This window comes from Wolbachia endosymbiont (group A) of Ancistrocerus nigricornis (assembly GCF_947250785.1).
Taxonomy (GTDB): Bacteria; Pseudomonadota; Alphaproteobacteria; order Rickettsiales; family Anaplasmataceae; genus Wolbachia; species Wolbachia pipientis.
On sequence record NZ_OX366348.1, the window covers coordinates 335,092 to 358,978 of the forward strand.

The 23,887-nt window shown below is 34.4% G+C and carries 23 protein-coding genes and 1 pseudogene; 13 read left to right on the forward strand and 11 right to left on the reverse strand.

The annotated features are described in order from the left end of the window. Positions 1–2: 2 nt before the first annotated feature. The 7 genes from rplQ (at position 3) to OOK90_RS01775 (ending at position 5,452) form a co-directional block, all read left to right on the forward strand. Positions 3–431 (forward strand): 50S ribosomal protein L17, encoded by a 429-nt coding sequence (rplQ, locus tag OOK90_RS01745; protein WP_007550873.1) that lies wholly within the window; start codon positions 3–5, stop codon positions 429–431. 23 nt (positions 432–454) lie between these two features. After that, a complete protein-coding gene (locus OOK90_RS01750) occupies positions 455–805 on the forward strand; it encodes a YraN family protein (protein ID WP_264706023.1) in 351 nt (116 codons plus the stop codon). Between the two features lie 41 nt (positions 806–846). Next, positions 847–1,407, forward strand: coding sequence for an ATP synthase F1 subunit delta (gene atpH, locus OOK90_RS01755; RefSeq protein ID WP_010962742.1), 561 nt, complete (start codon positions 847–849; stop codon positions 1,405–1,407). Further along, positions 1,404–2,945, forward strand: a complete 1,542-nt coding sequence (gene atpA / locus OOK90_RS01760; RefSeq protein ID WP_182320407.1) for a F0F1 ATP synthase subunit alpha — start codon at positions 1,404–1,406, stop codon at positions 2,943–2,945. Before atpH ends, atpA begins: the two co-directional genes overlap by 4 nt. A 9-nt stretch (positions 2,946–2,954) precedes the next feature. Then, positions 2,955–3,449, forward strand: coding sequence for a transcription elongation factor GreA (gene greA / locus OOK90_RS01765; protein WP_007549342.1), 495 nt, complete (start codon positions 2,955–2,957; stop codon positions 3,447–3,449). Between the two features lie 6 nt (positions 3,450–3,455). Further along, positions 3,456–4,100 carry a 3,4-dihydroxy-2-butanone-4-phosphate synthase gene (gene ribB, locus OOK90_RS01770; protein ID WP_007549343.1) on the forward strand — a complete coding sequence of 215 codons (645 nt, stop codon included), beginning with the start codon at positions 3,456–3,458 and terminating at the stop codon, positions 4,098–4,100. A 71-nt stretch (positions 4,101–4,171) separates the two neighbouring features. Next, the gene (locus OOK90_RS01775) at positions 4,172–5,452 is read left to right on the forward strand and encodes a M48 family metalloprotease (RefSeq protein ID WP_264706025.1); all 1,281 of its coding nucleotides are present in this window, start codon (positions 4,172–4,174) and stop codon (positions 5,450–5,452) included. Between the two features lie 27 nt (positions 5,453–5,479). Here the strand turns inward: OOK90_RS01775 and OOK90_RS01780 are convergent, their stop codons facing one another. After that, positions 5,480–5,809 (reverse strand): TrbC/VirB2 family protein, encoded by a 330-nt coding sequence (locus OOK90_RS01780; protein WP_264706026.1) that lies wholly within the window; start codon positions 5,807–5,809, stop codon positions 5,480–5,482. 88 nt (positions 5,810–5,897) lie between these two features. After that, positions 5,898–6,632, reverse strand: a complete 735-nt coding sequence (gene fabG, locus OOK90_RS01785; RefSeq protein WP_015589136.1) for a 3-oxoacyl-[acyl-carrier-protein] reductase — start codon at positions 6,630–6,632, stop codon at positions 5,898–5,900. A gap of 266 nt (positions 6,633–6,898) precedes the next feature. On the opposite strand from fabG, the gene OOK90_RS01790 reads away from it, so the two are divergent. Then, positions 6,899–8,419, forward strand: a complete 1,521-nt coding sequence (locus tag OOK90_RS01790; protein WP_174516815.1) for an HlyD family type I secretion periplasmic adaptor subunit — start codon at positions 6,899–6,901, stop codon at positions 8,417–8,419. Between the two features lie 142 nt (positions 8,420–8,561). After that, positions 8,562–9,648, forward strand: a pseudogene (locus tag OOK90_RS06685) (IS3 family transposase). Between the two features lie 298 nt (positions 9,649–9,946). Here the strand turns inward: OOK90_RS06685 and OOK90_RS01805 are convergent. After that, positions 9,947–11,140, reverse strand: coding sequence for a hypothetical protein (locus tag OOK90_RS01805; RefSeq protein WP_264706027.1), 1,194 nt, complete (start codon positions 11,138–11,140; stop codon positions 9,947–9,949). Between the two features lie 237 nt (positions 11,141–11,377). On the opposite strand from OOK90_RS01805, the gene OOK90_RS01810 reads away from it, so the two are divergent. After that, entirely contained in the window at positions 11,378–12,724 is a 1,347-nt protein-coding gene (locus OOK90_RS01810) for an IS110 family RNA-guided transposase (protein WP_264373686.1), read from the forward strand. Between the two features lie 7 nt (positions 12,725–12,731). On the opposite strand, the gene OOK90_RS01815 is transcribed toward OOK90_RS01810, so the two are convergent. From OOK90_RS01815 to OOK90_RS01845, 7 genes are all read right to left on the reverse strand, one after another. Next, positions 12,732–13,367, reverse strand: coding sequence for an ankyrin repeat domain-containing protein (locus OOK90_RS01815; protein WP_264706028.1), 636 nt, complete (start codon positions 13,365–13,367; stop codon positions 12,732–12,734). Beyond that, the gene (locus OOK90_RS01820; RefSeq protein WP_264706029.1) at positions 13,364–14,251 is read right to left on the reverse strand and encodes an ankyrin repeat domain-containing protein; all 888 of its coding nucleotides are present in this window, start codon (positions 14,249–14,251) and stop codon (positions 13,364–13,366) included. The genes OOK90_RS01815 and OOK90_RS01820 overlap by 4 nt, the downstream gene beginning before the upstream one ends. Further along, positions 14,211–14,729 (reverse strand): pyrimidine dimer DNA glycosylase/endonuclease V, encoded by a 519-nt coding sequence (locus OOK90_RS01825; RefSeq protein ID WP_264706030.1) that lies wholly within the window; start codon positions 14,727–14,729, stop codon positions 14,211–14,213. Before OOK90_RS01825 ends, OOK90_RS01820 begins: the two co-directional genes overlap by 41 nt. Positions 14,730–14,749: 20 nt before the next feature. Continuing rightward, a complete protein-coding gene (locus OOK90_RS01830) occupies positions 14,750–15,637 on the reverse strand; it encodes an Rpn family recombination-promoting nuclease/putative transposase (RefSeq protein WP_209473055.1) in 888 nt (295 codons plus the stop codon). Between the two features lie 140 nt (positions 15,638–15,777). Further along, positions 15,778–15,972: a hypothetical protein gene (locus OOK90_RS01835; protein ID WP_264706031.1), complete on the reverse strand. Its 195-nt coding sequence runs from the start codon at positions 15,970–15,972 to the stop codon at positions 15,778–15,780. Between the two features lie 62 nt (positions 15,973–16,034). Then, on the reverse strand, positions 16,035–16,514 hold the full coding sequence (locus OOK90_RS01840) for a hypothetical protein (RefSeq protein WP_208571660.1): 480 nt from the start codon (positions 16,512–16,514) through the stop codon (positions 16,035–16,037). Continuing rightward, entirely contained in the window at positions 16,511–17,362 is an 852-nt protein-coding gene (locus tag OOK90_RS01845) for an ankyrin repeat domain-containing protein (RefSeq protein WP_264706032.1), read from the reverse strand. Before OOK90_RS01845 ends, OOK90_RS01840 begins: the two co-directional genes overlap by 4 nt. 720 nt (positions 17,363–18,082) lie before the next feature. Here OOK90_RS01845 and OOK90_RS01850 point away from each other — a divergent pair. The 3 genes from OOK90_RS01850 to OOK90_RS01860 are packed head-to-tail and all read left to right on the forward strand — an operon-like array spanning position 18,083 to position 22,887. Continuing rightward, entirely contained in the window at positions 18,083–19,366 is a 1,284-nt protein-coding gene (locus OOK90_RS01850; RefSeq protein ID WP_264706033.1) for a hypothetical protein, read from the forward strand. Between the two features lie 30 nt (positions 19,367–19,396). Further along, positions 19,397–20,206, forward strand: coding sequence for a hypothetical protein (locus tag OOK90_RS01855; RefSeq protein ID WP_264706035.1), 810 nt, complete (start codon positions 19,397–19,399; stop codon positions 20,204–20,206). Positions 20,207–20,208: 2 nt separating this feature from the next. Continuing rightward, positions 20,209–22,887, forward strand: coding sequence for a hypothetical protein (locus OOK90_RS01860; protein ID WP_264706036.1), 2,679 nt, complete (start codon positions 20,209–20,211; stop codon positions 22,885–22,887). On the opposite strand, the gene OOK90_RS01865 is transcribed toward OOK90_RS01860, so the two are convergent. Beyond that, positions 22,867–23,799 carry an Rpn family recombination-promoting nuclease/putative transposase gene (locus tag OOK90_RS01865; RefSeq protein ID WP_264706038.1) on the reverse strand — a complete coding sequence of 311 codons (933 nt, stop codon included), beginning with the start codon at positions 23,797–23,799 and terminating at the stop codon, positions 22,867–22,869. The two genes, OOK90_RS01860 and OOK90_RS01865, sit on opposite strands and share 21 nt — an antisense overlap. Between the last annotated feature and the right edge of the window lie 88 nt (positions 23,800–23,887).

A 23,887-nucleotide genomic window follows, 5' to 3' on the forward strand; every position in this document is an offset into this window, starting at 1 on the left:
ATATGAAACATGGAATAAAAAAACGTAAACTATCTCGTTGTACTGAACATAGATTATCGACGTTAAAGAATCTATCTATCTCATTAATTAACCATGAGCAGATTGTAACTACTTTACCAAAAGCTAAGGAACTTCGTCCATATGTCGAAAAGTTTATTACAATTGCTAAGAATAAGAATACTTTACATGGTAGAAGACTTTTGCTTTCACGCCTTCATAATAGTAAGTTAGCAGTTGATAAGTTATTAAACGTCTTAGCCAGCCGTTATCAAGATCGTAAAGGTGGGTATTCTAGAATAATAAAATTTAGCACTCGAAAGGGTGATTGCGCTTCAATGGCAGTGATAGAACTGGTTGATAGGGATATTGCAGCAAGAGGTAAGGTTTATAGTAAAAATAAAGAAGGAGGCAAAGTAGTTACACAAAGTTAATTGTTATCATAATTGTTCTTCTTGTGGTAAGTAGGTTACGCTACTTTGTAGGTTACTTTGGCGGGTTATTAGTTTTAGTATATTTAAAACTGAAATGGTATAATGTTATAAAACGCCGTTACCGTTGTAAGTTCGGTGAAATTGACTTAATTGTATCTAAAAAAAAGGAGCTGATTTTTATAGAAGTTAAAACAAGTTTACTTGGAAAAGAAATACCGATATCTCATCTTCAATGTCAGTCTATTATAAATTCTTCTAAGTATTTCTTAAGTAAAAACCTTAGTTTTTTAGATTATTCAGTCAGATATGATTTATATTTTCTTTCCTTAAAGAGAAGACCTGTTTATATAAAAAATGCTTGGATTGAAGAATGAAAGATTTGTAGCTGAATTAATTTAGATTTACTGGATTTAATATGAAAAAGACCCAATACAATAATTTAGTTTCATCTTACGCTAGAGTGCTATTTCATGTCTCAGGAAGCAGGTTAGGTATTATAAGGAAAGAAGTAGAATTTTTGTTGGCTTTTTTTAAGGATCAACGTGATGTTTTTGTGTACCTATCTCATCCTATGATTTCTTTTGCACACAAAAAAGAAGTGATGCTTTCTATAAATGAGCACTTGAGTGAGAATTTAGTAAAATTTATTATGGTTATATTTGCAAATAAACGCTCTAGTTTATTGATCCTTATATTAGAAAAATTCTTAAGTCTTGCAAGAGAAAATGAAAATGAATTCGAAATTACTATAAAGTCAGCAGAAACTTTAAAGGAATCTGATATAAAAATAATTACTGAATCTTTGAGCTTTCTTGGTAAAATAATAAAAGTAAGCAATGTGGTTGACCCTTCTATACTAGGTGGCTTCGTAGTTAGGTATGGTTTTAATTTGATCGATGCTTCGCTAAAAAGTTACTTGGATAGGTTAGTTGACTTAAGTAAAATGGAAATATTAAAAGTAAGGAATTTTGTATGAAGAACAGTATGAATGTTTCTGAGATAGCAAGTATAATAAGAGAAAAGGTTGAGACGTTTGATAATCCTATAAAGCGGGAAAATATAGGTGAAGTAATTTCAGTAACAGATGGTATCGCATTGGTTTATGGGCTGGAAAAAGCAAAATTCGGTGAAAAGGTATTTTTTGCAAGTGGTGTAGAAGGAATAGTTCTCGATTTAGATCATAATACGGCTGGAATAGTTGTGCTTGGTAATGACCGTGATGTGAAAGAAGGGGACGTTGTAAAATGTAGTGGTGATGTTGTGCAGGTGCCTGTAGGGCATGAATTGTTAGGGAGAGTTGTAAATGCGTTGGGCCATCCTATGGACGACGGTGGGGAAATTAGAGCCAAAAACAGAATGGATATAGAATCTAAAGCGCCAGGCATTATTGATCGTAAGTCTGTGCATGAGCCACTGCAAACAGGAATTAAAATTATAGATTTGCTAATTCCAATAGGTAGAGGGCAGCGTGAATTAATTATTGGTGATAGACAAATTGGTAAAACTACTATTGCGCTTGATACTATTATCAATCAGAAGAAGATTAACGATGAGGTAAACGAAAATCAAAAAGTTTACTGTGTTTATGTTGCTATTGGGCAAAAAATTTCAACAGTAGCAAAAGTGGTAAATAAGCTGAAAGAAAGCGGAGCATTAGAGTATACAACTGTAGTTGTGGCTAGTGCATCTGACTGCGCGCCTATGCAATTTTTAGCACCTTATGCTGGTTGCACTATTGGGGAATTTTTCCGTGACAATGGAATGCATTGTTTGATTATATATGATGATTTATCTAAGCATGCTGTGGCATATAGGCAGATGTCTTTATTGCTCAGACGTCCTCCTGGTCGTGAAGCTTACCCTGGAGATATATTCTATGTACATTCTCGCTTGCTTGAAAGAGCTGCTAAAATGTCTGATAAAAAAGGGCAGGGTTCTTTAACTGCTTTGCCAATTGTCGAAACTCAAGCTGGTGATGTATCTGCATATGTGCCAACAAATGTTATTTCAATTACCGATGGGCAGATCTTTCTTGAGTCTGAATTATTTTATAAAGGATTTCGACCTGCAGTAAATATAGGTTTGTCAGTTTCACGGGTTGGTTCTGCTGCACAACTAAAGTCTGTGAAGAAAGTTGCTGGTTCTATAAAGCTAAGCTTAGCTCAGTATAGAGAATTAGAAGATTTCGCAAAATTTGGTTCTGATCTTGATGCTAGTGTTCAATTATCCTTGAATAAGGGTAAATATCTTGTCGAGTTATTAAAGCAAAAACAACATTTACCTATGTCAATAGAAGAGCAAGTAGTGCTGATGTATATTTTTTCTAACCTATATAATCAGTTAAGTAAAATACAAATAAGTTACATTAATAAATTTGAACATGATCTTATTAATTATTTTCATACTGTACACCCTGGGGTTTTAAAAAAGTTGTCAAATGACATGAGTGATGATATAAAAGGTGATATTTTTAACATTGTGAGTAATTTCGTTACTCAATTTAATTGCGTTTAGGTGGTGATTATGGCTTCATCCATTATTAATAAATTTCCTATGACGAGGGAAGGTTTTGAGAATATGCAAGCCGAACTTGAAAAATTAAAGGAAGAAAAACCTTCTGTGATACAGGCTATTTCTGATGCTCGTGATCAAGGTGATTTGTCTGAAAACGCAGAGTATCATGCAGCACGGGAAAGGTTAGGTTTTATTGAAGGCCGTATAATGGAGATAGAAAGTAAGCTCTCACATGCGGAAGTAATAGAAGTAAAAAATTTGTCTGGTGATTCAGTAATGTTTGGTGCAACTGTGACATTAAGCATGTTAAGTGATAATAACGGTGAAGTGGAATATGTTTATAAGGTTGTAGGCGAATATGAAGCTGATGTTTCAAAGCAGTTAATATCTACTAGTTCACCACTTGGGAGTGCCTTAATCGGCAAAAAAGTCGGTGAATATGTGGAAGTGACAGTGCCAAATGGAGAGAAATTGTATAAAATAGTTAAGATTGAATTTAAGTAAATTATTATGGTACAGGCCACTTATGCTTCAATGAGTCTACCAGGTATTTCTTCTGTGGAAGATGTATTAGAGGATGCTCGTTCCGGTAAATTATTCATTTTAGTTGATGATGAAAATAGAGAAAATGAAGGCGATTTGATTGTCTTAGCTGAGAAAATAAAGCCGGAACATATGGCTTTTATGGTTAGGTATGGTACAGGGGTTGTTTGCTTAGCAATGACTAAATTTCACATGAAAAGGTTGGGCCTTAATTTCATGGAAAAGAAAAATATTGGTGAAAATCATACCGCATTTACTACATCAATTGATGCACGTTATGGCATTACAACCGGTGTTTCAGCAGAGGATAGAACGAAAACTATACATGCTGCTATCAACAAGGATGGTACTCAGGATGACATCATAACTCCAGGTCATGTTTTTCCTGTAATTGCACATAAAGGTGGGGTGGCACAACGTGCTGGTCATACTGAAGCGAGTGTTGAAATGGCGAAGTTAGTAGGGTTTGATCATTCAGCAGTTATTTGTGAATTAGTGAATGATGATGGCTCTATGATGCGCTTACCTCAGTTACTTAAATTTGCTGAACAACATAAAATTAAGTTAACTACCATCGACAAACTTATCAGTTACGTTAAAAATTTAAACTAGCGTTTATAAATTTGTATAATTTAAGTGTTAAAATATAGAATTTCTATAAATTATACAAGCACAGAATTTTCATGTTTAGAGTTGCTAAGTTTTTGACCTTATTGTTCTTTTTTGCATATTGTAATAATGCTTACTCTATTAACATTATTAGAGATAGTGAAGTGGAAGCAATAGTGAAAGAGCTAGCGCAACCTTTATTTTCTGCTGCGGATATTGATCATGAGCAAATAAAAGTTTTTATAATTAATGACAATTCGATTAATGCTTTTGTAATTAACAATAACAGTATTTTCATTCATTTAGGACTTTTACAATATTCGGCTAAACCTTATGTCCTGCTTGGTATATTAGCACATGAGATTGCTCACATATCTGCTGGTCATATATTGCAAATGAGTAGTGCTATGGGTTATTTTCAATCGATAGCAATGATTAGTTATATGGTAGGATTAGTTTCTAGTATTATCATTAACCCTCAGGTTGCTGGTGCAATTTTTCTTAGTGGTGTAGCGTTTAGTTCAAGGCTATTTTTTAACTATTCTCAAGAGCAAGAAAGTGTAGCAGATAGCTATGCTTTAAGGTATCTTGATGAATCTGGCTATGATAATTCAGGTATGAAAGAGATTTTTGATTATTTTAAAAGTATTGAGCATGAGAACACCGAGGAATATTTCCGCACTCACCCACTTAGTGAGAAACGTATATTTGCTGTACAAAATTATAAGGTTAAAAACAACGTAAAACCAATTTTTGCGGATAAGTTACTAAAGTTTGAGCGTGTGGTTGCCAAGCTAGACTCTTTCTTTGCTCCTATTCATGTGTTATCTAATAAATATGAAAATAATTCTGAGTATGTAAATGCTATAGTTTGCTATAGGCAAGGAAAGATAGAAGAGGCTATTGCTAAAGTTAATTCATTGATTCAAGAGTCACGCAATGACCCATACCTATATGAATTAAAAGCAGAAATGCTATACAAGGCCGGAAATTTAAGTGAAGCAATAAAAATGTATGAGGAATCGCTTAGGTATTTATCTGAGAAAAACAGTTATTTAGTGAAACTTGCATTATCTCATACTTTATTATTACACGGTGATGCAAAAAAGGCGATTTTTTACCTGGAGCAGATTTTGAATGTAGAACCAGATAACGCTTTTGTCTGGAAGTATTTAAGCATTGCATATAAATGTGAAGCTGATACGGCAATGCATTATTTTGCCTTGACAAAAAAGGCTTGTATTGAAGGTGATTTAAAGCAATTTACAAAATATGCTGAGCTAGCTGTTAAAACTTTACCAAAAGATAGCCCTTATTTGTTGCAAGTTGAAGATATGAAGCGGTTTAATGGATAACAAAAAAGCATTTCTGCACTTTTTGGATTATTTTTGTCCACACTTTTCCAACATAGTTTTTGCTTCATCGCTTACGTTGGGCATAATTTTCGTTATGATAGTTTTAGCGCCAAAAAATACACCACAGAACATGCCAAGAGCAAAGAGGGCTGGCCACGGCATCCTGCCAAATATTGCAAGCAAAGCTGCACCAATTATTACTACCGTCATAAGTGGACCGCCTATCCCCCAAACATAACCAATAATATTGCATATTACTTTAGTTGTTTCATCCATATCAGGGTCAGCTGCATAACCTGAGAAAGAGAAAAGCAATACTACGCAAAAAACACTAAAAAATTCCATTATAGAGCTCATTTTTTTGCCTCTAAGTAATAAATTAACCTAAACCTACACATTTTTTATTTTAAAGTAAAAATTATAATTTGTCCATACATAAGTGTTGCTACATAAATAACCCACCATTAATATTGAGCACATGCCCTGTTATATATTTTGCTTCATCACTTGCTAAAAACAAGACCCCTGCTGCTATTTCTTCCCCTGTTCCCATTCTTTTCATTGGAATATTATCTAATATTTTTCCCTTTTGTCCTTCATTTAAAACTTCAGTCATTTTAGTATCTATAAACCCAGGAGCAATACAATTTACTGTTATATTACGACTTGCAACTTCTTTTGCTATGGATTTGCTCATAGCTATTATTCCAGCTTTAGACGCCGCATAATTTGCTTGCCCGGCGTTTCCTGTCAGCCCTATTATTGAGGAAATATTTATAATTCTTCCCCAATTATTCTTAATTAGTTTTCTGCATGCTTCTCTACTCAGCTTAAATGTAGAGCTCAAGTTAATATCAATTACTTTTTGCCATGCTTCATCTGTCATTCTCAATAATAAACTGTCTCGCGTAATACCCGCATTGCATACGAGCCCGTCAAAGCCTTCCATCAGCTCACTTGCTCTATTTATTAGTTGATTTACTTCCTCAGCATTTGATAAATCACAAGGGAGTACATGCATGTTTTTTTCATATTGTTTAGCAACTTCTTCGAGCACTTCTTTTTTTGTGCCAGAAATACATAAAGTTGCTCCGGCTTTGTGCATAATTTTTACAATTGCTTGCCCTATTCCGCCTGATGCGCCAGTAATCAGGAACTTTCTGCTTTCCAATTTAAGCATAATAACTTTATATTATCTTAATTCCTAACAGAATATTGACTAGTTGGCAATAGATTTCTTACATAATATAAGTAACTCAGATATTCACAAAATAAAGAAAAAGTTATAATAAAGTTAAACGTCAAAAAATTTTAAAAACATAGTTGATGCAGGAATTGTTACTAAATAGTTTATTCTGGTGCTCTACAGTCTAAATGGAATGCTTAAATTATAGATTCTTTGTTTTTGTGTGTTATCTTGAGTTAACACAAATTCACAGTAGTATTATGATAAGTAAGTTAAAAAAGCTTAGCGCTGGATTTTCTTTGACAGGCTTGATTGGCCATGGTGATAATATAAATATGCAAGGAGCAAAAAATAAAAAGAAGAAGTACCCAAAATTTTTGGATAAGACGTTTGCATTGATTGATGCAGTGATAAATTTTATTTTAAAACGCGAAAGTAATAACGTAAATGAAGTCCTGAAAGTAACATGGGGACCACTATTTTTTGGTCTGGTAGTAATACTCATCTTTTTTGGGATAGGTGGTATTTGGTCGGCTATAGCTCCAATTGACGGTGCGGTGCATGCAAGTGGAGAAGTTATTGTATCTTCAAATAGAAAAATAGTTCAACACTTGGGCGGAGGAATAATAAGCAAAATTTTAGTAAAAGAGGGTCAAGCAGTTAAAAAAGATGAGCCTCTAGTTTTGTTGAGTGATGTTAACGAGAAGGCGAATTTAAGTATCATCAAAGAGAAGCTCTTATCATTTTTAGCAACAGAAGCAAGGCTTCTTGCAATCAGAGTAGATTTGGACACGCTCGAGTTTCCTGATGAGGTTAAAAAATTATCTCACGATGAACTTGTAAATAAAGCGATAAAGAATCAAGTAAAGTTGTTCAACTCTCAGAGAAAGAGCATATTGGGAAAAACAGACATACTGCAACAACGTATAAAGCAGTTAAATGATGAATTAGCGGGGCTAAACTTTCAACTAAATGCAGCTCATAAGCAATATGACTTGATAACTGAGGAGTTGGAAACAAAAAGACAATTACTTGATAGTGGCCATATAAGCAAACCACACATTTTAGCTTTAGAAAAGCAGTTTGCTGAAATTGAAGGCAGAGTTGGACATTACCGTTCTGCAATATCTCAAGTGCAGCAAAAAATTGGAGAGAACGAATTAGAAATTATAAACGTGAGAAATGATTCTCAAGAAAGAGCAAACGCTGAACTTAAGGAAGTTAGTACGTCTATTGCAGACTTGAAAGAGAGACTGATGGTTGCTGAAGATTCATTAGCACGTACAATAATTAAATCGCCTCAAGATGGGATAGTCACAGATATAAGATACCATACTGAAGGTGGTGTTATACAATCTGGAGTTCCGATCATGAGCGTAGTGCCATCGGATGATGACCTAATAATAGATGCTAAAATTCAGACCAGAAACATAGAAGAGATACTGTCAGCACAAAAGAAAGATAGCAACATAGTCTCTATTGATGGGCTAGAAGGGCTAAAGGTTAAAGTTCGTTTAAGTGCTTACAGTGCACGTCGTTTAAGTTTAATTAATGGTATAGTAAGCAATATTTCTCCCGATGCCCTTGATGATCCAAGGCTAGGGCGTTATTATTCAGTACGTGTAGTGATACCAAAACCAGAGCTTGCTCAGTTTAAAAACGTATACCTATACCCTGGTATGCCAGCAGAAGTGTACATAGTTACTCAATCTCGTACTCTTTTATCATTCTTGTTTACGCCTATAATTGCAACAGTCGATAGGTCTTTTATAGAAAGGTAGCTCACTCGTTAAAGTAGTAGTGAAAGTGCCGTAATAAAATTTAGGTACATAATTAGACAATAGGCTTCTTGACCTTACCCAGAAAAAGTGGAGAGAAAGAAAGGAGTTTTTTCGGGTAAAATAAAATTTTTGAGGATTAGAAATGGCAAGAGAATATACGGCAGAATTCAAATTGGAAGCTGTTAAGCTGGCAAATGAACAAAGAAAGGCAGGTCAAACAATTACGAAAATAGCAAAGGATTTAGGAATAAAGGGTGGTTTATTAGGAAAATGGATAAAGAAACACAACGAAAAAAAGTCGGCAGCAGATGCATTTCCAGGTAGAGGTAACATGGCTCCTTACGACAAAGAGAGGTTTGATTTACAAAGCAAGAGTAACAAGGGAAAGAGACATTTTAAAAAAAGCCCTGGCCAGTCAAAAAGAGTAAAATATTTTTTTATATAGTAACTGCTATAAAGTACAGGAATTATGTAGGATTTTCTGCTAGTGGCTACTATAAGTGGACCACAAGAAAAATAAGCAGTAGAGAATCAGCAAATAAAGAGTTATTAGCAGATATTCAAAAAATATATCAAGCTTCTAAATGTAGATATGGAGCTCCTAAAATTCATGCTGAATTGAAGGCTTTGGGTAAAAGTTGCAACTTAAAAACAGTGCAAAGTATTATGCAGAAAAATGGTATTCAGGCTATATTGAGAAGAAAATTTAAAATTAAGAAACAACAAACGGACAGTAGCTCCCAATATATTAGACCAAAACTTTATTGTCGATCAACCAAATAAAGTATGGGATTACTTATATAAAAACCAAAGAAGGATGGCTATATTTGGCAACAATAATCGATCTATATTCACGCATGGTAGTTAATGAGCAGTTCAATAAATAAACAATTGGTTATGGACTCTTTATTAATGGCCGTTAACAAGCGTAAACCTGCCAAAAATCTACTATTACATAGTGATCAAGGTTCACAATATACTTTGCAAGGTTATCAATATCTCTTATCCATAAAAAACATAGATGAGTCATAAAGGTTGTTGTTACGACAATTCTGTTGTGGAAAGCTTCTTTAGCTCATTGAAAAGAGAAATACTTATTGATACTTCACAACACTCTGCTCAACAAACTAGAACTGCAATATTTGAATACATAGAAATTTTTTATAACAAACAACGTCACTATTAACTATTGCATTCCTGAGCATTTTGATTCATCATTCTCTTTGTGAAAAACATTCCAAACTTTCTCTCCACTTTTTCTGGGTAAGGTCAATACCTTTAAGCCCAACACCAAGCTCGAGAAAGTAGAAAGTGTGGAGCAGCCTATTCAGTCTTCTTTGAATCTAACATGAAAGGCTATGCTCAAAAAACTATAAGCGTCCAAGTAATTTTTTAAATAAGATAACTCCTTTAGAATATCTCTTAAGCTATTAACTTAACATCACCATAGGATTTAAAACATTCCCCAAAAAATGTTAAAGCTATTTTAGTAAAATACTCAAAACTTGACCCTAAGCAACTTTGAGTTCATGCTCCTGGTACTCTTGCTTTACCTTCCTGCATAATCGCTTTTGGAGGAAATATATTACTGGATGAAGAACTCACTATATCACCACACTTTAAACCTTTTACCGCTGCTTTGACTCCTTCTGAGACTTTTTTAGATAGACTAATTGTTTCAAAAGATTGACAAAGTTTTCCAGACCTTTCAAAACATCCCTGTTTAATAGCATCGTAGACCCAATATCCACCAAGCGAGCAATTCTCACCTAATTCTTCTTTACAATTTTTGAACTTTTCCAGTATTTCCTTTTTGTTACTAACTTCTACTATTATTTTATCTTGCTTGTCAGGGTACAAATTAACTTCTAATTCTCCTAAACTAGTAGAGAAAGTTAACACTATATTATTATTGTCTGCAAGATTAGTGTAATGCCTTATGCCATTTTCCGTTATAATTTCTACCTCACTTTTACCGATCTTTACTATATCTCTTCCGTATTCTATTTTTCCTTGAGTTAACCCTAAGCTCCTTGCCCCATCTGTTATCTTTGCGACATCTATTATGCTATCCTCTGAATACTCTAAGTAGAAAGTAGAGTTGTCCATTTTTGCATCTTTTAACTTACCATTAGTTGCACCTCTAACAACTTCCATAAACTTGAGAGTAAGATTTGCACAACTTCCATGAGCTTTTATCATATTAGTTTCATGATCTTCAAATTCTAATTCCAGTGTATTGAGCACATACATACTATCTACAACATACCACACCGCTCCTTTTGATACTAATTTACATATTATATCACTAGCAACCTTGGAGTTCTTTTCTAATTCACTAATCTCTTTTATTCTTTTCATCACACAATCCATAAAGTTATACTTATCTTCATACATCTTTCCATATAGCTTTCCTTGATGAGGAAAATTAAACCTTATTCCAGACTTTATAGCTTCGTTTACAACTTGTTCTAATTGATTCATGTCTTGCGCTTTACCTACTTCATCTAAAAACACTTCTAACTTTGCCTGCTGGTCTAGTATTAAATTATCCCATAGAGTCCTAGATTTAAGCAGATGCTTTTCACTATCTAACCCTTTGAAATCTTTTATTCCTGCTGCCAGCAACAATCTTTCTGCTTCTTTACAACAAGTTTCATCACTATGAAAAACATCTCTGATATATTGAAAGCCCAGAACAGATAAAATCTGTAAAACCAAAAAGAAACTCCCTCTTTACTTTATGTTCTTTGGGTATAGTGTTATGAAGAAGCGCTTCTGCAGCTATAACCGAAACAATCAATGGTGCTATAAATGCCCGTTTGAAAGCATGGTTTTGGGGGAAATGGTAAAACCATTGATGGAGTTCTTTTTGGGCTACCTCGTTTAGAAGATTGTATAACCTAACCGTCCCAAGCTGAAGTGCTTCTTATCATAATAATATAGGAGGGATTTTATATGGCAGAAGCAAAAAGTAAATTAAAAACAATAAACCTTGATGCAGCAGGGATTGATATTGGCTCGACTGTACATTATGTATGTGTACCTGAAGGAAGAGATGAACAACGTATCCAAAAATTTGGGTGCTTTACAGTAGATCTACACAACTTAGCAAAGTGGTTAAAAAAGTGTCAGGTTAGAACTGTAGCCATGGAGTCAACTGGAGTATATTGGATTCCCTTATTTCAAATATTAGAATCACATAAATTTGAAGTAAAATTAGTAAATGCGCGACATGTCAAAAATGTGCCTGGTAGAAAGTCTGATGTTCAAGATTGTCAATGGCTGCAACAATTGCACAGCTATGGACTGCTTCAAGGATCATTTAGACCGGATAATCAAATGTGTGTACTGCGTAGTTACGTTAGACAACGTGCTAATCTAATTGAAAATGCAGCTAAACATACTCAACGTATGCAAAAAGCGCTAATTCAAATGAATATTCAATTACACAAGGTTATTAGTCATATTACTGGGATAACTGGTATGAAAATCATTGAAGCTATAATTGAAGGCGAAAGAGATCCTGAGAAATTGGCTAAATTCAGGGATGCACGAATAAAAAATGATCAGTCTACTATAGCAAAAGCGTTAGCTGGTGATTATAGAGAGGAACACTTGTTTGTGCTAAAACAAGAATATGCAGCATATACTTTTTTTCAAGAGCAAATAACGGGATGTGATAAAAGTATAGAAAATTACTATAAAACATTTGAAACAAAGTCGAATGAGAACAGGGCATTGAATAAGACACGAAAGAGAAAACAGAAGAATAGTCCAGATTTTGCCGTAGATGAAGATTTATATCGAATAACGGGGATGGATTTTACTAGAGTTCCAGGACTTGATGTATTAAGTATACAGGCTATCATTTCAGAAACAGGTATAAATCACAATAAATGGAGGACAGAAAAGCATTTTTCTTCCTGGCTCGGATTAAGTCCTGCTAATAAAATTACAGGAGGGAAAATTATTGGAACAAGAACTCGTAAAGTTGTTAATCGTGCTGCAACTGCCTTGCGACTTGCTGCTCATTGTGTATCAAGAAGCAACACTGCACTTGGTGCATACTGCAGGAGGTTAAAGAAGCGACTAGGGATACCAAAAGCGATCACTGCTACAGCAAGGAAATTAGCATGTATTTTTTATAATATGCTAAAATATGGACAAGAATATGTAGAAAAAGGAATGAACTATTATGAAACACTCTACAAAGAGAGAGTAGTCAAAAATTTGACTAAAAAAGCAAAGGAATTTGGTTATATACTAATGAAAGAGGAGCCGATAGATGAAGAAGGTTCTTAGGAGTTTCTTAGAAGATTCGTAACTTCCCTTTATTGTTATGAAGGCTTAAAACTCTCTTTAAGTCTTGAGTACCCTTGCGTTCATTCAAAAACTTTTCTAATACAGTAAGACCTTTACTTAGAGAAGAAGGGTTATCTTTGTCAACACCACCAAGAATACAGTCTAATTCTTGCTGCAACCTTTTGTGATCCTCAGTTAAAAGATAACCTTCAGCATAGTAGTTACAATTATCAATTGCTATGTCTAGTGAGGTCTTTCCTTGTTTATCACATATATCAGATCTAGCTCCACTATCCAGAAGTGAAGAGATGAGATCATTGTAATCAGTGCTTGCAATACAATGTAAGGGTGTTTTTCCTTCATTATCCTGCTCATTAAGATTAGTTCCTTTTTCCATAAGAGAAGCTATACTATTAGGTCCAGTAGCATAATGCAAGGGTGTCTTTCCTCTATCATCCTTTACATTAGGGTTAGCTCCTGCCTTCAAAAGTAAAGCTACAGAATCGTCATATTCTTTTTCTACCCCAGCTATACTTGATATTATGTGTAATACTGTTAATTTAGATTCTCCTCTTCTAAGATTAAGGACTTTTTCTAGATCTTGATTATCTCCATTGTCTTGTAAAAAATTTCTAAGTCTCACAATATAACCATGTTCATTATAATCACCTTCATCACTAAAAGACAGGTATGCTTGGAGGATACTGAATAATTCTTATTTAATTCTCTTTGACTTGGTGTTAGACCAGATATGCCAGCAAGCCGTATATGCATTAAGCTATTGAATATATCTCCTCCAACAATATCAACTAAAGAATGATCATCACGACATAGCAATGAGTATTTAAGTGATTCATATTCATCATCCCTTTGCTCTTTTCGAAACTGTTTTAAATTATCACTTTTGGTTAGTTTTTCTAAGTACTTTAGGATTCTATTTTTATTTCCCAATAAAAAATCTACTCCCTTTTCCATTAAAGCACATACTGCTTCTTTATGACCATTTTCGGCAGCAAGAAATAATGGCGTCAACCCCTTTTTATCTATTATATTAATTTCTGCACCTTTTTCTAATAGAGCATCCATTGTCTTTATATGACCATTTTTAGCAGCCATATGCAATGGAGTACGCTTCATTCTATCCACTTCATTAACCTTTGCATCTGCGTTTATTAAGATTTTTACTACCTCTGCGTGACCTTCTTCGGCAGCTAAGTGTAACGGAGTCACCCTGTCTAGATCTACTGCATTGACCTTTGCATCTGCGTTTATTAAGATTTTTACTACCTCTGCATGACCTCCTTCGGCAGCTAAGTGTAACGGAGTCATCCTATCTAGATCTACTGCATTGACCTTTGCACCTATTTCCAATAGAGTCTTCACTGCCTTTATATAACCATTTCCAGCAGCGATATGCAATAGAGTACATCTCTCTGCGCAATTGTTTATCCAATAATTCACATTAAAATTAAAATTTTTCCACTCTTTATACGTGGTTGGATCTATTGCTTTTAACTTCTCTTCCATTTTCCCACTTAGCGAATCTCATCTTTTCCTGTAGGTAATACTCCCTATAAGCTTTTACAGGATTAGTACATTTATACCGATCGGGCAGTGCTTTTATAAAAGCTTGCATATCAGTTGATCGAAAAATGAGTAAATCCTTATTACTATCACACCAATCTATTACTTCTTCTGATTTATGCTTTCTTTTGTATCGCCAAGTGTACTCTTTACATAATTCTTTTCCGTACTCTATCAACCAACAAAAGTTCCCTTTCGATTGCCTAGCCCACAAAGAACAAGGATGATTGCTGTGAGTGAGTTTATATGGAACTGCTATATTCTGATCTGTGGTACTGACAAAAGGATTTGGCGCTTTTAATGCTATTGAAAAAACATTACTTAATAACTGAGCAGTTTCTAATGGCATTTTTACTATATGCTTATCACACAACATTTGTGCTGCAATTACTGGGTTTTCATCTAGTACAAAGATGTTCATCTAGGTGTCAAAAGATAGAATCAGCTTAAGTCTTTAACTTCATCAACTGTAAGACCAGTAGTTTGAGCTATAATATCAATAGAAACACCTGCTTTAAGTAGATTCTTTGCAACTGCTATTTTAGCTTCCTTCTCACCCTCTTCTCTGCCTTTTTCATGACCGATTTGGATGCCTTCGTCTTTAGCAAGATCAAGCCTATATTCAAGGATGGCTTCTTCTTTCTGTAGATTCATTATTCTTTCCTCGTACGCCATTAGATCTTTTTCATTCCAATGAAATTTGTCTAACTCATCATATGCTAGCTTTATTATTGGTGATTTTTCTGCTATTTTTCTTAAATCTTCATCTGTAGTATCTTCTGCATACCGGAAAAAAAAACACCACCTTTCTACTGTGTTCTCTAGTTGTTCTACTCTGTTTTTTGTAAATTTAGGCAACTCAATGAAAACGAATTGAAAATCTTTTAGATAATGTCCGTTGGTTTTTATCTCTCGTATATTATGAGTAGAAATATACTCAACCTCTGTAGGAAATAGCGTACTATTAGAAATAGCAATAAAGAATACTTTCTTAAAATCAATGTAATTGCCAGATTGTCTTGAGTAAGCTTTAGCAGCATAGAGTTGGGCGCGTTTTTCAAAGCCTTTATCACGAGCGAGTTGCATTTCCGCAATATACCTATTTCCGTATGAATCCTTACAAAGAACATCAACGATGCTTTGTTTATCAGAAGCAATCTCAGGATTCATGATAGTGCTAAGGAACTCAACATCTTGTATAGTGTTAACACCAGTAAAGCCTAAGATGTCATTTAAAAAGTGAATAAGGATATTCTTATTTTTCTCAGTACCGAAGATCTTCTTAAATGTTAAATCTAATTTTGGATCAAGAAACTTCGAAAGAGCCATAAAATTAACCTAAAAAGCATTAACAATTATACACAATTCTAAAGAAATGTTCAACTCTTTTATTTTTAGCTTATTTTTCAAAGTTTTAAATGTATTGATGAAAAAAACGGCTTTCAGAGATCATCTTAGAATAGCACCCTCTACTTTAGACGTCCTTTTATAAGGGTTTCTACCATTTGTTTGTTGTTTTTTAAAACAGCAAAACTTAATTGGCACAATTTACCTGGATCTACTTGCTTTAATCTCTCTTCTATTTTAATAACTACATTACTCTTACTGAAACCAACATCAGCGTTAGCAGAATTTAATACTTCCTGCAATTTATTCAATTCCATAACTCCACCTCGGTTAAAAATACTACACACCATTTTCACACGCATGACATAAAATGCAAGAACTAATATGACATGCAACATTCGTCCTTAGGCATTTGAGGTAAGCTTTGCCTATTCACTTCACATTCATTTAGCCTACTATTAGGCTTTAATACTGCATATGTAATGCCACCAGCAATGGCCCCAACAATCAATGCAGCAGTAGCTGATATTGATAAACTAAGATGAATAGCAGTACATCCAATAGCCACACTTGTCAACATGGTCATTATCCCTACACAGAAACTGGTCTTTATTGCTCTATTAGTTATAGTTAGGTGTTTATTTTCTGTCACTTTTTGATACTGTATCACATTTTTATCATCAGCCAGACTTCCCGAGGTTTTGGGACACTCCCTTACTCGAAGACTAAGATACTTAACTATATCTTTGTAACCATTAGAATCTGCCAAATCGGAAGGAGTCTCACCTCTCAAGTTTTTTACATCAATAGTAGCCTTTTCTTCCTCTACAAGATATTCAACTATATTGTAGCAATTCATTCTAGCAGATTCATGTAATGGAGTATCGCCATTTTTTTCGCTACTACATTAACATCAGATCCCTTTTCTAACAGAGCTTTAACTATGCCTAAACAGCCCACCTCACAAGCAATATGCAAAGCAGTGCATCCTTCTTCGTTTCGTGCTTCAAAACTAGCTCCTTTGTCTAACAAAAATTGAACTACTTCCAAACGACCACATCCAGCAGCTTCATTTAAAGCAGTATCGCCGTCATAGTTTGTTGCATTAATATCAGTACCTTTGTCTAATAGAGCTTTAACGATTTCTAAGTAACCCTTTCGAGCAGCAATATGCAAGACACATTTGAAACTATTCTTTCGTATGTCAGCATTATTCATTTGGCCCAATAGAGCTTTAACTATTTCTAAGTGGCCCTCGCTAGCAGCAATATGCAAAGCAGTACAGTCTTCGTTGTTTCGTGCCTCAACACTGGCTCCTTTTTCTAACAGAAATTGAACTACATCTAAGTGACACATTTCAGCGGCAATATGCAAAGGCGTGTTACCATCGTTGTCTTCTGTCTCAACGCTAGCTCCTTTGTTTAATAGATCTTGAACTTTCTCTAAGTGACCATGAAAAGCAAAATTAAGTAAGTCAGTATGTATATTACTTTCGTGTACACAATGCTCATCTTTTTTTAAGTGACTATCGAGCGTAGCTAAATATGAATACGTAATATTTTGATTAACTTGATAAATTGGTATGGTCTGTGTTGCATAAAAACCTTGTTCTTTTGACCGCTTTTCTATTCCATCAACCATACTGTTCTCTTCTAAATCTGCTTGAATATTTATTGGATTAGATACTTCTTTCAATTGATTATTCACAACACTACCTTAACTTAAAAACTTATGTTTTAATTATTACACAATTATTATAATTAGCAATAGTTTTATATTTTTTTCAGAATTACAAATTTATTGTATTCAGATATAGGAAAATACCTTTTGTCTCTAAAAAACATTGCAACCAAGTATTACAAAGATTTCAATTATTTACTTCTTCAAAGATCCCAAAAAGATCGTATCTTTGTGAGAACAAGCTACGTAAAAGTAGGGTTATGAAAATAGGAACTTGCAATCTTTGCAACAAAGTTAGGTAAGTTAGTTCGTATGTAAATGTAGTAAAAGTAGGCTAATATAGCTGCTTTTATGGTATAGTAGAATTATTATATAGAAAAGTTCGCACGTATTGAGTGATAGACCATGCCATCCCAAAACAAACTCTTCTCACAACCTTTGGTTTTGGTTGCTGGAAATGGTTATTTTACTGGAGATCTTAATAATATATTTTGCTAAATTAATAGTAGTTTGTTTATGGAAGAATCAGTACAAGCTCAAGACAAAAAAATTTAAAAACAAATAAAAGATCATGTATTGAGCCTGTTATCAAAAATTATTCCAAATCTAAAAAATTTTCTAAAATTGTGATTGAAAAGTTTTAAAGATAGAGTAATATACCTATGGCACACTGAGTGGTGATTAGTTTTGATAGGCCATAGATTTAAGAATCAAGGTGTTTTTTCATTCATTTTAAGGGAGGTAACTATGGATCGTGAGGATATTCCAGAAGTTTTGTTTTCATCTATTAAGGAGGATGATCCTTATAGGGCATCTAAGCTCCTTCAAATTGAACGCTGGTGCTGTACGCATTCGAAGATAATTGAAAGAAGTGGTCAAAAAGGGCACAATCTTCTTGCACAAGTGTTATCTGATAAGGAATCATGGGAGGAAGTAGGAGGATTGCATGGAGTCAAGCTTAATAGACGGAAGGTAGGTAGAAAGTTTGCTGTACCAGATTCAGATAATTCTTTTAGTAGGGCAAGTAGATACGAGATTTCCTGTGAGTGTTGTTTAGAGGGTGAAATACGAGCTATATTTGAGGAAAGAAAAGAGGAATTGTCTGCTCAAGGTAATGAAAGTTTGCTTGAATATCATCACTTAGTTAGGTGCTGTGGAGAAGGTCCTATAGCACAGTTTTGGTCACATTTCATTAGTGGGTATCTTGATAAGTTGGATTTGAGGGGTCGTCATCCATATGAGTATGGGCTTGATTGTGCAGTAGGTTGGCGAAGAGTAGAAGCAGTGGAATTCTTTTGGAGTAAAATAAAATCTTTACCTGAGAATGAGATGAGTGCACAAAAGAAGGATGAGATCTTGATGAAAAATGCAGTGTATTCAGCAGGACCTAATTTTTGCATTTATCCTGATATATTTGAGTTTTTCTTTGATCAGATAAACACTGATAGGTATCTAGAGCTTTTAAAAAGGGATTTAGAGAAAAATGGTCATTATGGTTCTTTGAACAGAATAAAAGACGTGCTTAGTTTTGATAAATTTCAGGAATTGTTTGATTGCTTAAAGCCAAGTGATATTTCAGAAGATTGTTATCATACCCGTTTATGCTCTATAGGAATACAAAACTATTCTGGACATTATGTAGATGCAGCTGAGAACCTTTTTATACACATGTGGATGAAAGAGGAATTTGGCCGTCATCGTGCTTTTGTAATAAAAGAAGAGGTAGAGGAGATAATAGATCCATCCACCTTTTTTGATGGAAATCTATTAGTACATTGGGCGAAAAAGGGCTGCATGAAGGCAGTGTGGGCAGTACTAAATGAACTAAGTTCTGATCAAAGGGTGAAGCAAATTAATTATATACATTCTATATTAGAAATGCAGGGAGATATTCCTTCTATAGATAGATTTTCAGCCTATTGTAATAAGTTTACTGATAAGGAGCCTTATCGGGAGGATGTACCCGGTCCAAGTAGTAATTTAACTGAAGCGAAAGTTGAAAAACCGCATGGTCAGTCTAGGATTGAATAGATAAAAGAGTTATATATTAACGGGGGATTTATGCCAAACGAAGAAAGACCACAAGATTTTGAGTTAATAGAGTTATTGATTAAGGAAGCAGGTTCAGTTATAGGTGCTAGTGCTGCCGAACATCCAACTCAACCAAGTAGTGAGTTTAAATCTTTCAAAGCAAGGTTTCTATCATATATTGACCAAATTCCATCGTATTTACATTCGGTAAATAAAGGAGGTTTTTTTCCTCATTTCTTTTTAGGAAGCTTTTCTACTTTGGTAGACACAGAAATTGCAACAAAGCTAGATATTGAAAAAGTATATTTCTGTTTTGATGGTCCAAAAACTTTAAAGGTGGCTATTATAAGAGAAGGTGACATTAAAGGTAGAGGAGATGCGATAGATAAGATAAGGTTATTTGTAATCTCAGAGAAAGGTGCCCCTTCTGCAACTCAAAAGTTCAGTTATGGTGAATTGAGTGGTGCATTAGGAAGATCTCAGCCTGCACGATTTCAATCTGTTTTTGACAATCTGGGCGAATTAAGAGTTAAATCAGTAACAATTGATAAAGGTAATGTTAATCAACAAGGAGTACTTGTTGCAGTGGAAGATAAAAAATTGCATGAAGATCGTGCTTTAAAGGATAACTTTCAAGAAATAAAACGCGAATTATGGCTGAATCCAGAAAATGATATAGCTAAGTTAACTAATTCTGACATAGAAGAAGTTAAAAAATCTCTGAAGAAGATTCTCAAGAAAGTCAGCAACTTCCATTCAAAATATAAGGATTCACTTAGTTATGCTGAAGGAGCACGGGAAGCAGCACATCATGGGTTAATTCTATTCCTATTGTTATAGAAGTGAAAGCTGTTACTAAAGAGGAGCTAGAACAATTAAGGAAGAAAGGGAGTAAAATAAAGGCTAACAGTAAAACTACACCATCTGCTGCTTTAAAGCAAGCTGAAGATTATACAAAAGGTTTTCAACCGAACGTAATGAGAGTTTTAACTACTGCAGAAAATATTCTATGTGTTGGTGTAAATCTCGACCATCCATCTCCTATTTCAGATATCGTTGCTAAATCACGTGATCAAGAAATTACTCCTCTTTTTAATGAAATATTGATATCTATTGATGGAAGAAATAACGGTAGAGTTAATGAAGAGGGGCTGAAAAAGAAAGTTCAGAATAACATAAAGCGTATCTATCACACATTTCCTGGTACAGGAGAAAAGGGAGATAATCATTATTTTAGTAGATTTTTGTTAGGGCAGTCCCTGTTACTAAACGAAGTTGAAGTTTTAGAAAGCAATTTTAAAAAGCACGTTTTTATTTATGGAGAAAATATACCCACAGAAGCTCAATCTGAACCTCAATCTCAACGTCTTAAAGATCAGAAAAGTAAAGGGCAAGGTGCCGGTCAACCATCTAGGTTGGATCAGAGTCACGGAGTTGTAACAATAGTCTTAGTTTCAAAATCTGCTCAAAAATCAGTTTGTGTAATGAATATTGTTGAAACAGATGGAAGAGATAATGTGATAAACAAGGGGATTCCTCTTGATAAACTCAGGCAAGAGATAGGAGATAGAAGAGTGGTTGAACTAAACCTTAACTTTAACGTTAATAAACAAAAGGAAAAATTTGAAGAATATTTTAGTATGGAGATTAGAGCACCTATTCCTCTAGCACAGTACACCAGTGGAATGCCTGATAAGTTTCAAGGTGATTTTGAGAATATCCCTTATCCTGATAGGTTAAAAGAGGTATTTGATGAAGCTCTAGAGTCTCAGCTTGCTTCTTCACAAGATCAATCTTCATCTCAATCAATAGACAAATATAAGGGATTATTTAAAAAATTAGGTGAGGCGGTACTGCCTTTTAAAGTTTTAATAGAAAAAGAAGCACACACACAAGCTGTACTCAATGGAACATTTAGCCACTATAGTGACATAAGGCTAGGAGAGCCGCAAGAAGAAGATAGAGCATTAATATTAACAGAGTTTCAGACAGGGAGAGGAAAACGTATTGATATGCTAGTTCATGGTATTAAGTTTGCAGACCAAGCTGGCAGTGCTAAAGAGTATGCTCCAGTAGGGTTAGAGATTAAAGGACCAAGGAAAAATGTGACAGTTCAGAGATTAAAGCAAGAGGCAGTTAAGCAGATAGAAATGTATAAAGAGTGCGTCACATGTAAAACACTTACAGACGGTAATACAGTAGCTTTTGTGGGAGTTGTTTTTGATGAAAAGGCTAGAGATGCAGGTTCTCTTATTTCAACAACAGAAGATTTTATAATGGGAATTGCTAGGCATAGCTCCATTTTGAGTGTTGAGCAATTACAGTCATTGCACTTTAATAGAGAACAACAAGAAGTGTTTTCGCGATTTGTATCCCATAACTTTCCAAATGCATCCATTGCACCAGTAAAACAAGGGCTTTATTTGCCTCCATTTGAGAAACGTGGAGTTAAGATTGATGGTAAGTGTGTATCAATTACACGCAGCTTATCCCAAGCTTTATTTTCACAGAGTAATGAGTCATTTTTAAGTAACTTAAAAGCTTCATCTGAAATTTATGAACGTATAGCGCAGGGTAAGCAAATATCTAAGAGGGAAGAAAGAGAAGTTTTTGCTTTTAGTAAATTGCTTTCTAATTTTGAAAGGCAACTAGATTCTGCTACAAGTAGTATACCTTCAAGCTTAATTCTTAACACCAAAAAAGACCGTAAAGCGTTCAGTGATTTATCAAATCATATAGCTGAAATTGAAGGCGATTTTGCCATCCATCTGGTTACAAGCAATCATGTTGTTGCTATTTACAGAATTGGTGATAATTATGCTTATTTTGATAGCAATGTAGTGTTTGTTTCTGAGTTAAAAAATGTTGATCAGCTTATGAAAATTGTAGAGAAAGCAGTAGAATCTGCTGGCTATAAAGTAGGAGAAAAAGGTTTTCTTGTTGAACACTTTGATGTTGATAAAGCCAACAGCCAATTATCCGATAAAGATAGGCAAATTTTAGCAAAAGAAATCAAAACAGAACACCAGCTTCTGGCAGAGCAAGATGATGAGCTTGGTCTCATTAAGATTAATGGTCAAGAATTATCTAGAGTGCAGTTATATGACTTTGGAACCAAAATTAACGTAGAAGGTAGTGTACCGTTACTTATTAATGCTGAAATGAATTTAAGTAGCGAAAAATTCCAAGATCACCTAGATAAAAGAGAAGTTAGTATGACAGCTAGAGAATATCTTGATCACTTAAAAGATAGCGAGAATGTGAAAGAGATAATACAAGCAACCAAAGCAATTCCTTTCATGGGTTCAAAACGTGAAATTGAAGAAGCAGAGCAAACACGCAGGCCAAAACAATCTTTATTAGAGTTGGCTAAAGGAACAATTAATTGCATACTTGCTGCTGTTTCTCTTACTAGCGCTAGTCGATCAAAGAGTCAGTTACCAGAAAAAGTAGGCAATGAACCTCAAACTTATTTAAATGATCCAACAGCAGACAAGCAGCTACAAAGATCTGTTAGCTGATTCTTCCTGAAGTTGCTCTATTTCAGCTTGAGAAAGGCCAGTAGATTCAGCTATTAAGTCGACAGATACGCCAGCTTTAAGTAGGTTTTTAGCCACTGCTATTTTAGCTTTCATTTCACCTTTTTCTTCGCCGATTAGGATGCCTTCTTGTCTACCTTCTTCTCTACCTTTTTCAGTAGCATCATCAAGTTTTTGAGCGAGGACAGCCTGTTCATCAAGAATACGTTTTATTTCCTGTTCATAGGCAATAAATTCTTTTTCTGACCAGTTAAATCTATTTAGTTCTTCATAGGCCTTTTTAATTATTACATCACTACCTATTATTTTTTCCAGCTCTTCTTCACTAGTCTCATCTGCATATCGAAAAAAATAAACCCATTTTTCAACTATATTTTCCAACTGATCTTCCTTGTTCTTTGGAAATTTTGGCAACTCAATAAATATAAAATAGAAATCTTTTAGATCATGCTCATTAGTGTCTTCATCTCGAATAGTATGCTTTGATTTGTACTCAGATTTATTAGGAAACAGCACACAATCTGCTATAGCAATAAAGATAATTTCCTTAAGGTTATGGTATTGATCGCCCTTATCAGCTTGTCTTGAATAAGCTTTAGCTGCATAGTATTGGGCACGTTTTTCAAAGCCTTTAGTTTTAGCGACCTGCATCTCGCAAATGTATTGAGCACCTGTAGAATCTCTACAGAGAACATCAACAATACTTTGCTTTTTAGCGGCGATATCAGGGTCTTGAATAGTACTTAAAAACTCTATATCCTTTATTTCATTTTTACCAGTAAAGCCAAGAATATCATTGAGGAAGTGAATAAGGATATCTTTATTTTTTTCAGTACCGAAGATACGCTTAAACGATACATCATTTTTGGGATCAAGAAACTTAGAAAAAGTCATAAGAAATCAACCTAAAAAGCATTAATAATTATACACAATTCTGAAGAAATGTTCAAGTTTTTTATTTTTTTAAGTTTTGAATGCGTTG